The organism is Paenibacillus sp. ISL-20, assembly GCF_018613005.1.
GTDB lineage: Bacteria > Bacillota > Bacilli > Paenibacillales > Paenibacillaceae > Paenibacillus_AQ.
On record NZ_JAGGRD010000062.1, the window covers coordinates 1 to 15781 of the forward strand.

General features: G+C 38.7%; 13 protein-coding genes, 1 other RNA gene and 3 pseudogenes. 7 read left to right on the forward strand and 10 right to left on the reverse strand.

Annotation, left to right across the window (positions count from 1 at the left end):
* The first annotated feature begins 206 nt into the window (after positions 1-206).
* A pseudogene (locus J7E85_RS28780) lies at positions 207-472 on the forward strand (VOC family protein).
* A 386-nt stretch (positions 473-858) separates the two neighbouring features.
* Here the strand turns inward: J7E85_RS28780 and J7E85_RS28785 are convergent.
* From J7E85_RS28785 to J7E85_RS28795, 3 genes and pseudogenes are all read right to left on the reverse strand, one after another.
* Positions 859-1431, reverse strand: coding sequence for a DJ-1/PfpI family protein (locus J7E85_RS28785; protein ID WP_251036120.1), 573 nt, complete (start codon positions 1429-1431; stop codon positions 859-861).
* 42 nt (positions 1432-1473) lie between these two features.
* Positions 1474-2102 (reverse strand): annotated as a pseudogene (locus J7E85_RS28790) (YczE/YyaS/YitT family protein).
* Positions 2102-2557 carry a GNAT family N-acetyltransferase gene (locus J7E85_RS28795; RefSeq protein WP_215163358.1) on the reverse strand — a complete coding sequence of 152 codons (456 nt, stop codon included), beginning with the start codon at positions 2555-2557 and terminating at the stop codon, positions 2102-2104. Before J7E85_RS28795 ends, J7E85_RS28790 begins: the two are co-directional and overlap by 1 nt.
* A 119-nt stretch (positions 2558-2676) precedes the next feature.
* On the opposite strand from J7E85_RS28795, the gene J7E85_RS28800 reads away from it, so the two are divergent.
* The gene (locus tag J7E85_RS28800; RefSeq protein WP_215163348.1) at positions 2677-3129 is read left to right on the forward strand and encodes a MarR family winged helix-turn-helix transcriptional regulator; all 453 of its coding nucleotides are present in this window, start codon (positions 2677-2679) and stop codon (positions 3127-3129) included.
* Between the two features lie 372 nt (positions 3130-3501).
* Here the strand turns inward: J7E85_RS28800 and J7E85_RS28805 are convergent, their stop codons facing one another.
* Both J7E85_RS28805 and J7E85_RS28810 read right to left on the reverse strand, forming a co-directional pair.
* Positions 3502-3882 carry a VOC family protein gene (locus J7E85_RS28805; RefSeq protein ID WP_215163349.1) on the reverse strand — a complete coding sequence of 127 codons (381 nt, stop codon included), beginning with the start codon at positions 3880-3882 and terminating at the stop codon, positions 3502-3504.
* Between the two features lie 868 nt (positions 3883-4750).
* Complete coding sequence (locus J7E85_RS28810) at positions 4751-5725, reverse strand: NADP-dependent oxidoreductase (protein ID WP_251036122.1); 975 nt, start codon at positions 5723-5725, stop codon at positions 4751-4753.
* A gap of 175 nt (positions 5726-5900) precedes the next feature.
* Here J7E85_RS28810 and J7E85_RS28815 point away from each other — a divergent pair, with 175 nt between their 5' ends.
* Positions 5901-6464: a TetR/AcrR family transcriptional regulator gene (locus J7E85_RS28815; protein WP_215163350.1), complete on the forward strand. Its 564-nt coding sequence runs from the start codon at positions 5901-5903 to the stop codon at positions 6462-6464.
* A gap of 123 nt (positions 6465-6587) precedes the next feature.
* Here the strand turns inward: J7E85_RS28815 and J7E85_RS28820 are convergent, their stop codons facing one another.
* Both J7E85_RS28820 and J7E85_RS28825 read right to left on the reverse strand, forming a co-directional pair.
* The gene (locus tag J7E85_RS28820) at positions 6588-6848 is read right to left on the reverse strand and encodes a hypothetical protein (protein ID WP_215163351.1); all 261 of its coding nucleotides are present in this window, start codon (positions 6846-6848) and stop codon (positions 6588-6590) included.
* A 27-nt stretch (positions 6849-6875) separates the two neighbouring features.
* The gene (locus J7E85_RS28825) at positions 6876-7106 is read right to left on the reverse strand and encodes a hypothetical protein (protein ID WP_215163360.1); all 231 of its coding nucleotides are present in this window, start codon (positions 7104-7106) and stop codon (positions 6876-6878) included.
* A gap of 42 nt (positions 7107-7148) precedes the next feature.
* Here J7E85_RS28825 and J7E85_RS28830 point away from each other — a divergent pair, with 42 nt between their 5' ends.
* Positions 7149-8183: a site-specific integrase gene (locus tag J7E85_RS28830; protein ID WP_251036123.1), complete on the forward strand. Its 1035-nt coding sequence runs from the start codon at positions 7149-7151 to the stop codon at positions 8181-8183.
* 243 nt (positions 8184-8426) lie between these two features.
* Here J7E85_RS28830 and J7E85_RS28835 read toward each other — a convergent pair whose 3' ends face one another.
* A complete protein-coding gene (locus tag J7E85_RS28835; protein WP_251036124.1) occupies positions 8427-9782 on the reverse strand; it encodes an IS3 family transposase in 1356 nt (451 codons plus the stop codon).
* 244 nt (positions 9783-10026) lie between these two features.
* Here J7E85_RS28835 and J7E85_RS28840 point away from each other — a divergent pair, with 244 nt between their 5' ends.
* Positions 10027-11094, forward strand: a complete 1068-nt coding sequence (locus tag J7E85_RS28840) for a hypothetical protein (RefSeq protein WP_215163353.1) — start codon at positions 10027-10029, stop codon at positions 11092-11094.
* A gap of 215 nt (positions 11095-11309) precedes the next feature.
* Here J7E85_RS28840 and J7E85_RS28845 read toward each other — a convergent pair whose 3' ends face one another.
* The gene (locus J7E85_RS28845) at positions 11310-13106 is read right to left on the reverse strand and encodes a DUF4209 domain-containing protein (protein WP_215163354.1); all 1797 of its coding nucleotides are present in this window, start codon (positions 13104-13106) and stop codon (positions 11310-11312) included.
* 458 nt (positions 13107-13564) lie between these two features.
* Between J7E85_RS28845 and J7E85_RS28850 the strand changes: the two are divergent.
* Both J7E85_RS28850 and ssrA read left to right on the forward strand, forming a co-directional pair.
* Positions 13565-15169 (forward strand): annotated as a pseudogene (locus J7E85_RS28850) (trypsin-like peptidase domain-containing protein); the annotation flags it as partial.
* Between the two features lie 21 nt (positions 15170-15190).
* Positions 15191-15498: a transfer-messenger RNA gene (gene ssrA, locus J7E85_RS35200) on the forward strand.
* Here the strand turns inward: ssrA and J7E85_RS28855 are convergent.
* On the reverse strand, positions 15473-15781 hold a 309-nt coding region (locus tag J7E85_RS28855; protein ID WP_215163356.1), incomplete at its 5' end, for a hypothetical protein. The two genes, ssrA and J7E85_RS28855, sit on opposite strands and share 26 nt — an antisense overlap.

Below are 15781 nucleotides of genomic sequence, written 5' to 3' on the forward strand. Positions count from 1 at the left end.
TTTTACAGGAATTCTAACGGGAAACGATAGCTCAATAAATAAACTAAAACACGGCTGCCGACATCGATTGGCAGCCGTGTTACGCTAACGGGCAGGATAGTTGAAAAAGGAACTTAAATTTAAATCTCGAATATCTAATGTAATCGGATAGCTAAAAATTTGATGACAGACAGGAGTTAGATACAATGATAAAAGGTTTTTGAGGAATATTTTGGAGAACTAAGAATCTTAAAGTTGTAAAAAAACGGTACAGTGAAGTGTTGAAGATTGAAAGAACTGTGATAAAATCCCAATTAGGAAATGAGACTATCTTTTCTTTCTTTACTGAGAATGACAGTTATTTTCCAACAGAACAACAAGTGATGTTGAATTTCCAAGTACACTAAACGAGACTATTAAGCATCTTGAACATATTGGTGTACCTCTTGCAAAGAAAGAAGAGATTGTCGGGAGTAGTTCAAGTTCTTGTTAAAATCGGAAATGGGATAAACTTCTGTCAATTTCAGAAAAGTATATAAGTTCTTGATATTGAGTTAGGACAAGAACTTATATAGGTCGATAAGCTGTAATCTAAACTTACTGACCAACATCATTACCTTAATCCTTAAAGGCAAGCCAGAACAAGATCGAGTGGTCATCGACAGGCGTTCTTATCATATGAAAAGGGAGCTTTGACAACCAAGCGACGAATTTGAAACAGGTTTGGAAGTTAAGCTAGTAATCCGAGAAAGGCTGATGAAATGGCCCCTTCTTTATGTTGTCAATTGGGACAAACGATTTTACAGGCACACTGCGTCAGGCCCGATGCGTGAATATGATGTTATTGTAGTAACTTTCATCATTGAATTTTTATTCAAATTATACTCCATGATACCAATTGGAATCGAAATCCAACTTCAATAATTGTCCAAATCTCTCACCGAATTCAATAAACCCTCTTCCTCTTGCAGTCAGTATCTTCCCATCTTGGACTACAAGATCATTACAATAATTCTCTTCTTTAAAAAAACCTGTTTCCTTTCTCTGTTCTTCATACATGCCAATTGTGTATTTACGATCTTCTAACAATCCTGCTTTTGCTAATAGATATGGAGAACTTGAGATTGCTGCAATTACAAGATCCTTATTATAAAGGGAACATTTATTTATAAAGTCTATCAGATCTTCATTATCATACAGCGTTGAAATATCCATACATCCTGGAAGTAATAGACTATCTAGCGTATTGATATCGACATCATAGATCGTTGTATCAGAAATGCAAGTTAGGTCCGATTCACCTATTATTGGTGCTGAAGTAATCCCTATCGTCTTTATCGGGTGATCTCCCTGCTTAAGAATGGAAAGGGCAACGGTTAATTCATATTCACTAAACAAAGGGTATAAAATCACACCTGTTATTTTTGTTTTCATTTCATATAATCCTTCCATAAATATTTACTATTGTGGATGCCTTTTATCAAAAACAGGCACTTATGTGTGTCCACTTGTTTTTATCAATAGGTTCATGGCTTTCTGTGTAAGTGGCATAAAGTATTAAGAATTAAACCGCCCAGACATACGGTTAGTAGAGTTCCAATACCAATTGGCCCATTGAAAATAATTGCGGCTATCAAGAAAAACAGATATATGATTGTGCGCGTAAATAGTATATTGAGCCCAGTAATCGTTTGTAAGACTAATGTTAGTCTGTCCACTGGAATTGGCGCGAAATTCGCTTGCAAATAAATAGAAGTACCTAACCCAATTAATATTAAACCTAAACCCAAAAAAGCAAGTTTACTGATCCACAATTTAGGCTCGATCAGATCCTTTAACAAAAAAATCCATATGTCGATACCGAGACCTGTTATCAATGCAGTTACCAACCCTAATAATTCCGGTCGATGTCTGGATAAACATGAATTACATCCAATCAATAGTATTGCGATAAGCACTTCCCAACTTCCCACTGTAAGACCTACATTTTTGGATAGACCGACTAAAAGTGCATCAAAAGGTGAAGCTCCAAGGTCGGAGAGTATTGTTAGTGAAACCCCAAGGGCTAATATGAATATCCCACAGCTGAAAAGGGAAAATGTCGTTACGCCAAACTTCTTCATTATTGTGAAAGAATATCTTTAATCATTACAATATGAGGGATACCATCCTCAATAAATTCAGCTGATGAAGTCCGATAGCCAAGTTTTCTATAAAACCCCTCTGCCTGAGTTTGCCCGTGCAATTTAACTTGATGATTTCCTTTTTCAACAGCGATTTCTTCTAATGCGGAAATGATTTTTTTCCCAATCCCAAATTTCCGGTATGGCTCTAAAATACAGATTCGTTCTAATTTACCTATTCCATCAAGAATGCGAATCCTTCCTGTGCCAATTGGTTGCCCATTGTAATAGGCGAGTATATGTTCACATTGTCCATTCAGCGCATCAAATTCATCAAATTCATCAAATTCATCTTTAAGTGGTACGCCCTGTTCATCAACAAATACTTTCTTTCTAATTAAGAATGCATTTTCTAATTCCTCAGGTCGTGTGATTCTTTTTGTGTTCGCGTTTATTCCTCTCTGGATTTATTTTTTCAAAAAAAATCGTCATAATGAATTTAGCATCAATAACAGGTATATAATAAAATAATATTGTTGTAAATGCAACAAAAAATCTATTGGTAGGTGTTCGAATGAGGGAAATACTTCGCGAAGTTGGAATGATCGCTAGAGCTTTGGATTCCATAAGCAATATTGAGTTCAAGGAATTAGATCTTACAAAAGGGCAGTACTTATATCTGGTTCGTATATGTGAGAACCCGGGAATTATTCAAGAAAAGCTAGCGGAAATGATAAAGGTGGACCGAACAACTGCAGCACGTGCGATACAAAAACTCGAAATCTCTGGGTTTGTTGAAAAGAAAGACGATGAAACAAACAAAAAAATTAAAAGGCTATTTTCAACTGAAAAGGGTAAGCAAGCATACCCCTTTCTAAAGAGAGAAGGGGATTATTCTAACTCGGTTGCGTTAGCGGGACTTTCTGAAGAAGAATCCGAAACATTGTTTCATCTTCTGCATAGAGTTAGACAAAATATTGAGATCGAGTGGGAATTCGTAAAGAAGGGAAATAAAAGAGAGTACTGAGATTAGAAATTGTTGTTCGACCAACGGGAAACGATCACAGCCGCGGCCACTAGTAGAAAACGTGTACTAAAGTTTCCAGGTGGAATATGTACACACAAAGGGCACCTGATCGGGTGCCCTTAATTCTGACTTTACTGACTACGCAGAGAATCGTAGCACAATTCATTGAGCTAACGGGAGACGATAGTTAAATAACCGACTAGGAAGAAGCTGCCGGTGCTGATCGGCAGCTTCTTTACGTTAACGGGCAGGATAATTCCAAGGAATATGGCAACGGCAAACTGCGAGTGAGCTTAAAGTTAATTACATGTCGTTAATCACGCAAAAAGCCAATTTTTCAACGATATTTCAAACAAAAATGAGCTCGTTTGCTTATGATGAATGCCATTCTAAAAACTCAAGTCGATTTCCAAAAGGGTCGTTTAAATAGAAGCGTTTTACTCCTTCATCAACTCTTGCTTCATCATCAATTACTTGAATATTATTGTGATGCAGATATTCGCGCAACTTATCTAAGTTCTGTACGTGAAATGCTGGGTGAGCTTTTGTAGCGGGAACAAAATCTCTTTGTACTCCGATGTGTACTTGATGAGTACCGCATTGGAACCAAACGCCACCACGTTTTTTTAGAATTTCAGGTTTTGGAATCTCCGTCCAACCCAATAAGTTATTGAAGAAATTCCTAGCCTCTTTTTCGCATCCTTCTGGGGCAGCCAGTTGAACGTGGTCAAGACCATAGAAATTGTAAGCCAAATAATTCCTCCTCCTTTGGTTTCATATAATGAAACATCATTTCAAATTATAATTCCATTTTATAGTAATGCTGAACAAAAATCCATTTCTATTTACTCTATCTGAATAAATTAAAGAAAAGTCTTAATGAAATAATGGACATCAATTTCAATTTCCGTCGTTTATACATGAACAGTATTACGGGCTCGGATAGATGTTATCTAATGTGCTTTTTGTAAAGCCTTGAATTCAAAGTAAATTACGTTAACGGGAACTATAGTTCAACACTGAGAGGGGCTGTCGCTAGGCAGCCTTTCATTAAGCTAACGGGCAGGATAACGCAGCACCGGTAGAGAACGTATTAACATACAAGAAGTAATGACTTCGCATAACTCCATATTCACGCTGTGAGCTGACGCCCTTGGTCCGGCAGAGGGAAGTGGGGCAACCGGCCAACCTTGCACTGGCTAAGTCCGTCGGACCCGCGCTTGCACGCTTAAGCCAGTGAGGGTCATAAATCTTTTGAAGCATTTTTACGATGACAGACTATGGATGATAGGCCTACTACGCTTTCCCTTATGCCGCAGCACCTTTACTTCGCCTTCAGCAAGGTGACTCGCATACCACCATCGGTAGATCGTCTTGAAGCATACAAAAGGTTTGATGGAGCTTCTCTTCAAGTTCAAAGGCCAGTTCCGCAGTCAGCCTTCCTACAGGTCTACTGGACATTAGGCGTGCGATGTAGGCCGAGTGGGAATGCTCCGCCGTGTACATGCTATCTTCACCCCCGCATAGCCGCTCTCTGGCAATCGCGGAATGGTGCCGTCCTAACGCCTGTCCGATTGCACAATTCGACCATCCTAGACGTAGTAAGATTTCTAGCGATGGATTATCTGTGAATAGAGTCCCTCTGAATGACTAATTTGCCTCTCTTATTCCGGGTATCGTAATATTCATGAGCTTCGGCTACACCTTGGCCGGTAAAGGGGAATACGTGGTCCACATGTATGTCGAGCTTATTCGTCTGAATCCATTGAATAAACGCTTCCCAGTCACCCGCACCCGGGGTGATCAAGGCAAACTGGGCATCAATCCCACGGATGAGAGGGTGTTTCGCAATCGCCGGATTTACAAGAGAGATGAACGTCCCATTATCCTTTAAAATGTTGTAATTCTTCAGTTCTGTTACTCCGATTCCCGTAACTTTATCGACATCTGGGTCACGAACCATATCCAGCACGACATCAACAGGACTCAGAGTCTCCGCAAAGTCGGTTGTTGTATAATCAATCACTTCGTCGGCACCGAGCTGAAGAACAAAGGGATGATTATGTGCCTGAGCTGTGGTAATCACATAAGCTCCATGCTGTTTGGCTAATTGTATGGCGAGATGTCCTACGCCACCTGCACCGGCGTGGATCAGAATACGCTGTCCCGGCTGCAGCTTGCCATAGTGAAATAGGGATAGCCAGGCCGTCATGCCGGAAGCAGAGAGCGAAGCGGCTTCTGCATCGGAAAGAGACTGCGGTATCACAGCAAGATCGCATTCTTCCACAGCGACATATTCAGCGTAGCCCCCGCCTGTACGGGACACTGCAAGAACGCGATCCCCGGTTTGTACACGAGTAACCTTTTTTCCGGTAGCCACGACGATACCAGCGATGTCGACTCCAAGAACATGAGGGAATTGGGTGGGCATGAATTGACGGAATGTTCCACTCCTGATCAGTTGATCTGCTGAGGATACCGTGGTCGCCCTCATCTCCACGAGCACCTGTGTATCACGAATATGTGGTATATCGCACTCCTGCTCCGCAAAAACTTCCGAGCCACCATAATTCTCTATCACTACTGCTTTCATCATTGTCGTCCTCCATTCGGTATTGCTGGTTGTTGGTTGATTTGTACATAGCCGTTCAATATAATTGATTGTACTTATAATGGGATTGGGGAACAATTGTTAAAACAATGGAATATGTACAATATTGAACACATTTCACGGTATTGTTCAATCTCTGTTCGATCAAAAAGGAGTAAGCATGGATAGAAGAATACTAAAATCACGTGAATCGATTATAGAGGCTTTTATTAAACTGCTGTCCGAGGAAAATTTTGAGCAAATCACGATTAATCAAATCGCTGAGCGGGCCAATGTAAGTCGCGGAACGGTGTATCTGCATTTTATGGACAAGTTTGACTTGCTGGATCAGTGTATTAAATCCCACTTGGTGGAGCTGATTGAGAGCAGTCTCTTCTGCGGAGTTACTGGCATTTTTCCTTCCAAAGAAGCTTTACTGCACAGTTTTCGGTATCTGAGAGAGCATGCCCCATTCTATGATGCAGTGCTGGCTGATCAAAGCGTCCCGGAATTTCGAACCCGCTTGCAGGCTGCTCTGCTTCGAGGATTGGATAAACAGATCGACATGAGTGGCATCAACCAGGGAAGGAACAAGGAGATTATGCTTCAATTCCTCGCTTCCGCAATGGCAGGCATGATTGAATGGTGGATTACCTCTTCCGAGTCTTACCCCGCAGAAGAATTGGTTGAAGAGTTGTGGATTCTGATGGAACGCAATCAAATGATACCTGTGCCTCCCGTTTAGGGGAGAGAGGCTGGAACTTATTGATAGTTGTGTTCAGCTGACGATAGTTATTATTCAATAAAAGAAAGAGCAGGAACAAAGGGTGCTGTGCCCATTATTCCTGCTCTTTTCATGTCACAGCGTTTACTTCGTCACACTGCTCAACTTGAATGAGCCATCTGTCAGCCGGTTTGTATTCGCAACGTCCACGCCAGGCTTATTCGTTTCCGGATCAATGATCGCAATCGCGATATCATAGGTTCCGGTATTAAGGCCTGAGACCGGTATGGAATCGGTCAGGGTGTAGGCTCCCGTTTTCCACGTGGTCAGATCGACGGTAGTTGTTTTCTTGGCGACCACTGTATTGATTGCCGCTGCGCAGCTGAATTTCAACAGGCCAGGCAAAAGGGAAGTGCTGCACACCCTTGTTTTCTACTTGGATTGTCGCCGTAAACGTACTTCCGCTAATGCGGGAGGGATGGGAACTCTCTTGACAACAAAGTGATAACCCATTCTTTTCTTCAGCGTATCGATATTAGCCTGCAATGCATGATTCAGAGGAAGCGATGCAGGCGAGTTAGACCCCAGCCAGCTGGGCTTGCTAAGCTCGGTTTGGCGCAGGGTTTCCGTGAATCCGCTGCCGCTGGTCAAGAAAGCAGGCATACCCGAAGCACCGCCGTAAAATTCACCTCCGGAGATAAAAGAATGAGAAAGTATCAAACAGTAACCACAGAGAAGGAAGCAAAGAAATTACTCAACGAATTTATTTACAAAAAGCAACGTAACTTGTTAGCTCATACTCCAAAGTTATCTATGGAGCAATTCCTTGAGAATTGGATGGACAACTATGTTAAATACAATTGTGAAGCTACTACCGAGTACGGATATCGTAATATTATAAAGCATATAGTTCACTATATGGGGACGGTGGAATTAGAAAAGCTTCGTCCAGATCATATTCAGCAATATTATAAACATCTTATGGATGACAAAAAACTTTCTCCTAACACTGTACATAAACATCACGCAATTATACGAAAAGCACTTGATTATGGTGTGAAACAGCAGTATGTGTATGGGAATATAGCTGATCAAGTGAGTTTGCCTAAGAAATTAAAATTTGAAGGTCAGTCATACACTAAGGAACAGCTGAAAGTACTTCTAGCGGCAGCTAAGAGCACTAAGTTGGAAGTCCCCATTTATTTGGCTGGATTGCTAGGGTTAAGAAGAGAAGAGATCGTTGGCTTGAAGTGGAAATACGTCGATTTAGAGAACAGATGCCTTCATATCCATGAAGTTAGAACTAGTGCAGGGAAAGAAACAATAGTGAAAGCCCCCAAGACGGAAAAAAGTAGAAGAACACTATATATCGACGATGATCTATACGAGATACTGATTGCTCATCAATCTGTACAATCTGAATGGAGACAGAGATTGGGGAATACCTATATTGATACCGATTATGTATATACCAAAGAAGATGGTAGACCTTATCGTGTGAATTCTGTGACAGAACAATTTAGCGCATTCTTAGCAAAGAATAAACTGCCAAAAATCAGATTGCACGACCTACGTCATACATGGTGTAGTATACTGTATAATGAGGGAGTCTCATTGAAATCAATTTCCGAGGCAATGGGTCATTCCGAGATAGGGACAACAAGTAAGATATATGCACATTCATTTGATAAAATCCATAAAAACGCAGTAAGTGTCATTTCAAAAGTTATCAAAGAATGAAAATGAGTATTGGTCTACAAATAGACATTGTGTAGACAAACCAGCTAATACACCGTAACACGTAGAGGTAAATAACTGCGCCATAGTAAGCTAATTCCTTGGTTTTATAACAATTAAAAGACTGTTTAAAATCATATAAAACGGATTAAAAGATGGAGGACAGGGGTTCGACTCCCCTCGCCTCCATATTGAAAACCCAGTCCTGATATGAAGTGACCCCTTAAAGTTAGACAGACTATTTTATTAGGCGACTTGTTGGGCATGAGTTCGGTACTGTACCGGACTCATGCCCTTTAGTTTTGCCTTAATGCGCTTGTTGTTGTAATAATCGATGTATTTTGTTAGCTCTTGTTTAAAATGCGCGATATCTTCAAACTCCTTAAAATACAGAAATTCAGATTTCATGATGCCAAAGAAGTTCTCAATGACGGCGTTATCGTAGCAGTTACCTTTACGTGACATACTCTGCTTGATACCGCGTTCCTTAAGGGCGTGACGATACTGTTTCATCTGATAATGCCACCCTTGATCAGAATGCATGAGGAGTGTATCTGTATCTGTTAAACGCATAAATGCTTGATCTAACATCGTAGAGACAAGTGAATAGACGGGTCTTGAACCGATCGTATACGTAATAATCTCCCCATTATATAGATCGAGCATGGGGGATAAATATAATTTTTCCCCGAACAATTTAAATTCTGTAATATCCGTGACCCACTTCTCATTTGGCTTTTCAGCATAAAAGTTACGTTCTAATACGTTCGGTGCAATCTTACCTATCGTCCCCTTGTAGGAACGATATTTCTTCATGCGCACCAAGCACTTTAATCCCAATACTTCCATCAAACGTTGTACCTTTTTATGATTGACATGGTGTCCGCGATTCACTAGCTCGTCGCGGATGCGACGATAACCATATCGCCCTTCATGCTCCTCATAAATCGCTTGAATAGCGTCTTTTAGATCCGAATCCTTGTCTGACATACCAAAGGTTTTTACCACGTAATAATACGTGCTGCGAGGGATGTCTGCTAGCAGTAGAAGTGCTTTCACCGAGTATTCGTTCCTTAGTTCATAGACTACTTGAGCTTTGTCTTGTTTGGTGATTTTTCCTTGTTTTGAACTAAGGCATTCAACTTTTTTAAATAGGCATTCTCCATTTTCAAACGCTCTACCTCTGCTTGTAAAGCCTCTACAGACTTCTACTAACGTTTGATTCTTTCGTTCACTAGGTTCTTTCGTCATGGATGGACGCCCCTTTTTCTTTGGTTGTAGGGCGTCCATTCCATGTGATTCTAAGCTACTTCGCCAGCTTAAAATGGTACTATGACTCGCAATATTATATATTGCAGCCGTTTCTCTAACAGACGTCCCGCATTCGTTCATATAATTAAGTACGTCTAGTTTAAACTGCGCAGGATACGATGTATAGCCCTTGTTGAAAGCTTCCTCACCATGATGCTCATATTGTCTAATCCAGTTTATAAAGACAGAATGGTGAAGCCCTATTGAATTTGCGATGGTTTGCAAGCTCTCTGATCCCTTTTGATAACGCATAACTGCTTGAATTTTTTCGTGTGTACTGAATCTGGTCATAAAAAAACTGCACCTCCAAAAGTTAGATGGTGTCTAACTTTTGGGGTGCAGTTCAATAGGGCTGGGTTTTTGTTATGCCCGAAATAGCAAACGTCCAGTAACGTTAAATTTATAAATCAGGTGTTATAATGAATATTAGTAGACAAAATGTATTTTTAACCGAGATGAGGCCAATAGAAGCAAGTAAAAACTTAACGTTTGAATTAGATAGTGTTTAATATGTGGTATCTAGATGGGTTAAATTTTGCTATTTCTGGCATGGCAAGAAAACCTTTTGAAGGGATTTGAGGCAATGAGCGTTTTTTCGTCAGCTTGGGTTGATGGGAGAATAAATGATATTGATGATTTAATATTAAAAAATAGTGATAAAGAATTTATGTTTATTATTGATACTAATTTTGCAGTTATGGCTAGATACTATGTTACAGATAGAGAGAGTTTTAATGAATATTATTATAACCAAAAAGATGAATTCGAAAAAGTAATTAATATAGTTAAGAAAACTGCTTCAAGAGTTATATATGCATTAGCTTGTGAGGAAGCATCAAGATCGAAATCGACAGGTAATATAGACCCTGAAAAATACAAATTAATGGTAGATTGTTTAGGGAAAGTGTTTGACATAGAATTTAGAAACGATTTATTGTCGAAAAATGAACAGATTAATGAGGATGTTAAATTCAGTAAAGCACCGCTTTTGCTTAAGAATGGGTTGTTTAAAAGTCAAACAGCTATATCATATACAACTATTTTAAAGGCATATTTACTTAAAAATTTCGATGATAGAGAGAAAAAAACGAAAATTAAAGAAATGTTTCACTACATAGCTGATGAAATAAATGTTTTCTCCCCTGTAAGTACATCTTTCGTGATCCACTATTTAGGTGAAGAAGCGACTATACTAAAAAAAACTAGTCCTTCTATAGGATTGGAGAAAATATTAAATAAGTTATATGCAGCTTCAATTGATATGCTTATGCCAACTCAAGCTTCTCAATTGGCAGAAATATCTGGCTATCAAGAAGTACCAATATTTATTACTTTTGATAAAGGAATGAAATTACTGTTTGATTCTCTGCTTGTAATGGGCGAACATCGATTAGATAGCGGAACAAAAGTTCCAGAGTATTCGACAATGATCTTTTATAGTTCTGGATGGAAGGATCCGGATATAATAGAGTTATGTCAGTATGCCCAACAAGTACAAAGAAACAAGAGAAAAATAAGGAATAGTCAGGAACACGAGTTGGTTAGACTTAAGAGCTTAGCAACTGATCTTGAAAAATTATTAATGAAAAATATTAAAATATAAATCGAATTTTAAGTTAAGATGTACTGTATGTGAAGCAGCTTATGCTAAGGTTCAAGAGATGGATGTTAAACAGCCCTATAGGAAGTTAAGCACACGCATTGTATTTTTAAACCGTTGCTCGTCACTTAGATTTCTTTGGATTATTAAGCGTGGCGTAGTTAAATAAAGCTATGCCTACTTTGGTTTTAAACAACTATAAAATAAGTTCCCTATATCTACTCATTATCTTGCGGAGATAAAACATGTCGAGTAAGTGATAGAAAAAGATGTAGAACCATCATACAAGTTGCCTCATTGCAGGCTTCTGAATCAATAAGCCCATGGGCAATATTGTTCCTTAGATTTAGTCCTGTTTGTTCCACAGTTACAAACGTAAGATATTTATAATAATGCTTCCCAAAACTTTCGATGACTTTAGGGTTTTCCAAAAACGAAGTGAAAGTTTCTTCATGCTGAGTGTTTCCTTTTTTAATGGTTGTTGTTGGGTACCCGGCTTGAGCAAACAAATTACGTACACATGCCTCTAGTTGAGGAACTAGAATATGAAGACAACTGATATAATCCTTTTCGAAAAACCTTGAAATACCTGTTCTGATTATTTTTGCATTGTTCTCATATAGCAAAGGCCACTTCTCAAAAGTTGCTATAAAAACATCTGCTGTAAGACCCTTTTCAATAGCGATATTGAATATGTGAAACATATAATAATGCAGTACAAGAGACAAATTTAAACTATACGCTTGGTTGAGTTTGAATTGATAGAGGTCCTCATCATTCGTTTCTTCAAAAACTTTGCGTCCTTGAACAATCATGGAGCTTCTGCCTAAAAAGTCGCTTAATGTCTTTTTTTTGCTTACTGTTTGGCGTTCCAATGCATCAATATCCGGTATAAGAATATCATCCATTTTTAATATTTCTAGGAGTTGTTCTAACTCTAATTTCTTTAACAAGGCATTGTTTTGTTGGATTTGTTCGAGTGATTCATCTGGTATTCGCCAAGAAAAAGTATTTTCTTCTAAAAGATCTTTTGAATCCAGATAGCAATCTCGAATTTTTACTTTCAATTCTTTTACCTTCTCGGACTCCCCAATTTTTTTATAATGATGAAGAGCTTGTTCTAAAAAATTTGCTTCAACAAGTTTGTGCTTTTCTAGTCTTCCCTGCTGTTCAACGGCCTCTTCTTCAAAAGATGCACCAACCAACAATTGCATATCTTTTATTTTTTTCTTAGTGGGATCAGTTAACTTCAGCCATTCAATCAGTTCATTTAAAAAGAGACGTTGTAGAAGATGCTTATTTTGCTCGCGAAAAGTTTCGGACGCTTCTTCCAAAAGGCTTAAGCAAATCTGTTCCTGGATGAGTTCTTCGCTATCTATAAGCTTACTCCTGTAAATTTCTCTAATCAATTGCGAAGTTTCCAAAGCCCATCTTAAGTCTGTATCATATTTCTTAAGCTCTGAAAGCCGACGGCTTAGAAGTTCGGTGAGTTTTGCTGTAAATGATGCATTTCTGAATAACAAACTTACTTCTACTCCCCTGGCAATAATACAGAGGTAGCTTTGATAGGGTTCATCTATGTCGCTATGCTGTAAGTCGGGCAGGTAGCTCTCTGCAAATTCAATCAAATTAGGCAGTAAAATTGTGTAGATTTGATAACGATTCAAGGTTAAAGATTTGCAGAACTTCCCTTGATAATCGAGTAGAATGTCAGCATATCTATATTTTAGGAATGCATTGTCCGTCAGAGTCAGTTCTTGTTCATAATATATGATTTGTGGTTCAAGAAATTGGTCAATATATTTATCAAAACGCCTCTCATAGTCATCTTCAATTATTGGTGTAGAAGTATATAAATTTGCGGCTTCAGAGATCCATTGCATCTCTTCCAATATATTTTTGTCTTCGTCTTGTAGTACCTCTGTTGATATCTGAGAAAGAACTGAAGAAATATTATAAGGGAAGTCCCTCAAAGGGAGCCTGTTAAGCTGCACCTCGATTTTTTGATTAGCCATTTTAACACCTCAATGCTTGTATATAGTTTAGTATTGGGAGTTGTGGGTGAAGTTTTGTTATTTTTTTCTTCATTATACTAAATCATGTTAATATGGTCATTGAGTTAACGTCCTTCAGGTTGCTTTAAGGGATAAGTGTATTTTTTAAACAAGTATAAAATATTAGAGTTAGTTGATAAGTCTTATTATTAGTATGTACATAGTTTATTCTAAAGCATGTAAGGCAATTTTAGTGTATAGTAGATATTAAAGAATCGGTAGGAGAGGTAATTGACTACCACTGTCGTAAATGCGGTGGCGAATTAAACAAAGGTTAATACGCATTCGTTGTCTAATTTGGTCTCGTTTTCCTTATCGGCTGTTATCGAATAGTAATAAGGTAGAATTCATCCTGCCGGTTCTCTACTTCGTTTTTGGAGATATAAATAATGAACTATTTCAATGCTAAGCCAGAGTTGATGGCAAATGATCAATCTTTAATTTCTTCTTTCAAATCATTACAGAGTTTTCGCGATGTCTGTAATCTTTTAGAAGTAACTCCTACACACCTCAGATATATACTTTTTGAGAAAACCCCCAGCCAATACTACACATCCTTTACAATTTCAAAAAAAAGTGGGGGGATTAGAGAAATTATCGCTCCTAACGGTGCACTGAAAATATTACAAGAAAAATTAAATAAGATATTTAAACTTGCCTATAAACCGAATGCATCAATACATGGTTTTACTATAGATAGAAGTATTGTAACGAATGCTAGAATGCATTTGGGAAAAAATCACTTGTTGAATTTTGATTTAGCAGATTTTTTTCCTTCTATAAACTTTGGAAGAGTAAGAGGTGTTTTGATTTCTTTTTTTGGGATGGGAAGTGAGGCTGCAACGGTTATAGCTAATATTTGTTGTTACAAAAATAGCTTGCCTCAAGGAGCACCAACTTCTCCAATCTTATCAAATATGGTTTGTTTTAATCTAGATAAACAGTTGCAATTGGTTGCTAGGAAAAATGGCTGCACTTATACAAGATATGCAGACGATATAACATTCTCTACAACCAAGCACTTATTTCCGAAAAGTATTGCATTTGTGGAAAATGAAATCGTCTACATCGGACCGAAAATTCTTAAGATTTTAGAAGATAACTCTTTTAAAGTTAACCATTTAAAAACCCGTCTTAATAATCGCTTACAACATCTTGGTGTAACCGGAATAACAGTAAATAAAATACTGAATGTTAAACGAGATTATATTAAAAAGATCCGAGCGATTCTTAGATGCCTGGAAATAAACTCGTTAGAACAAGCACAATTTATATTTGAAACTAAATATACAAAAATTAGAAATAAAGCCCCGAATTCTGAGTATCCTAGTATCTTGAACGTAGTAAAAGGTATGATAGATTATGTTGGAGCTGTAAAAGGAACTCAAGATCCTATTTATGAAAAGCTAGCATTTAGATATAACCAAATTTGCAAATTACCTGTTTTCAAAATTGGAGAGGAAAACACGGAATCTTGGAATAAAAAGGTTTGGGTGGTTGAATTATGTATCGAAGCAGAGGATGATGGAAAAATAGAATATATTCCTGTTATACAAGGTACTGGTTTTTTCCTAAACGACATAGGATTCGTGACTAATGCCCATGTGGTTAGAGATTACAGAGAGTATGACATCATTCGTATAAGTAGATCTAGGTATGGAAGCGAAGTGAAAAAAGCCTCTGTTATAAAATTAGATAGGAATAGGGATATTGCCATCTTAAAAATTGATGATTTTGAAGATTGGAGCGGGTTTAACCACAGTTTTGTTCACTATATTGGGATGGATGTTAAGGTTATTGGATATCCTAATTTCGGTGGTAACGATTCTCTTTATGTTCACAAAGGAGAGATAATACAATATCGTGTTGAACATTTCCCTGATAAATACAATAAAGCGACGGATAGTCTGGGAATGAACCAGCATAGAACGGTAATAAGTGCTAGAATAATTGCAGGTAATAGTGGCGGACCTGTGGTCAACATGCAAGGAGAGGTTGTCGGGGTGGCGACTAAAGGCTTTAAGGAGATTTCGCCTGGAAAACATGACGATGATACCGCAACTAGTATTATGATAAAGATTGAAGACGTTATAAGCTTTGCGAATGAAATGGAACCTACAAAAGCTTAATAACCTGTGAGCGTGCTCTCGCTCTGTATCGCCCATGTACCGGGATGAGGGTTCAACTTTAGTGGGATACGCTGTCTAGTCTCCGCCTGGGGCTAGCCTGAAGAAGATAATTAGGCTGACCTGAAGGGAATCCGGTGACAGGGAGTCCCTAGAGTGACATCAAATCTGTCACTACACCCGTAGAAGCTTGTGTTGTCGTTATCTTCGGACAGAGGTTCGACTCACCTCGGTTCCATCATAAAGAACACCATCCGCATGAGGATGGTGTTTTTGTTTTAGTACGCCCAGCATGGGCGTCATCTCTAGGGTGAAAGTCCCGAACGGGGGCTGGCGAGCGCCTACCGTTAGCCAAGGGCAAGGGTGTCCACCGCGAGGTGGAATCTGAAGGAAGCCGGAGGCAAAAGCACGGGCCAAGGTACACGAACTGGATTTGAGGCAGAGGTAGCCGGATGAGTTGCCTAAACACAACGAAATCCTAAGCCGCCAAGGACTATTTCTGTAAACTCC

Excerpts from the sequence above, each read along its gene's own strand:
- J7E85_RS28845 (WP_215163354.1), bottom strand. The coding sequence starts at position 13,106 with ATGGCTAATCAAAAAATCGAGGTGCAGCTTAACAGGCTCCCTTTGAGG.
- J7E85_RS28785 (WP_251036120.1), bottom strand. The coding sequence starts at position 1,431 with ATGGAAGGATTATATGAAATGAAAACAAAAATAACAGGTGTGATTTTA.
- J7E85_RS28825 (WP_215163360.1), bottom strand. The coding sequence starts at position 7,106 with ATGCCTGCTTTCTTGACCAGCGGCAGCGGATTCACGGAAACCCTGCGC.
- J7E85_RS28830 (WP_251036123.1), top strand. The coding sequence starts at position 7,149 with ATGAGAAAGTATCAAACAGTAACCACAGAGAAGGAAGCAAAGAAATTA.
- J7E85_RS28835 (WP_251036124.1), bottom strand. The coding sequence starts at position 9,782 with ATGACCAGATTCAGTACACACGAAAAAATTCAAGCAGTTATGCGTTAT.
- J7E85_RS28815 (WP_215163350.1), top strand. The coding sequence starts at position 5,901 with ATGGATAGAAGAATACTAAAATCACGTGAATCGATTATAGAGGCTTTT.
- J7E85_RS28800 (WP_215163348.1), top strand. The coding sequence starts at position 2,677 with ATGAGGGAAATACTTCGCGAAGTTGGAATGATCGCTAGAGCTTTGGAT.
- J7E85_RS28810 (WP_251036122.1), bottom strand. The coding sequence starts at position 5,725 with ATGATGAAAGCAGTAGTGATAGAGAATTATGGTGGCTCGGAAGTTTTT.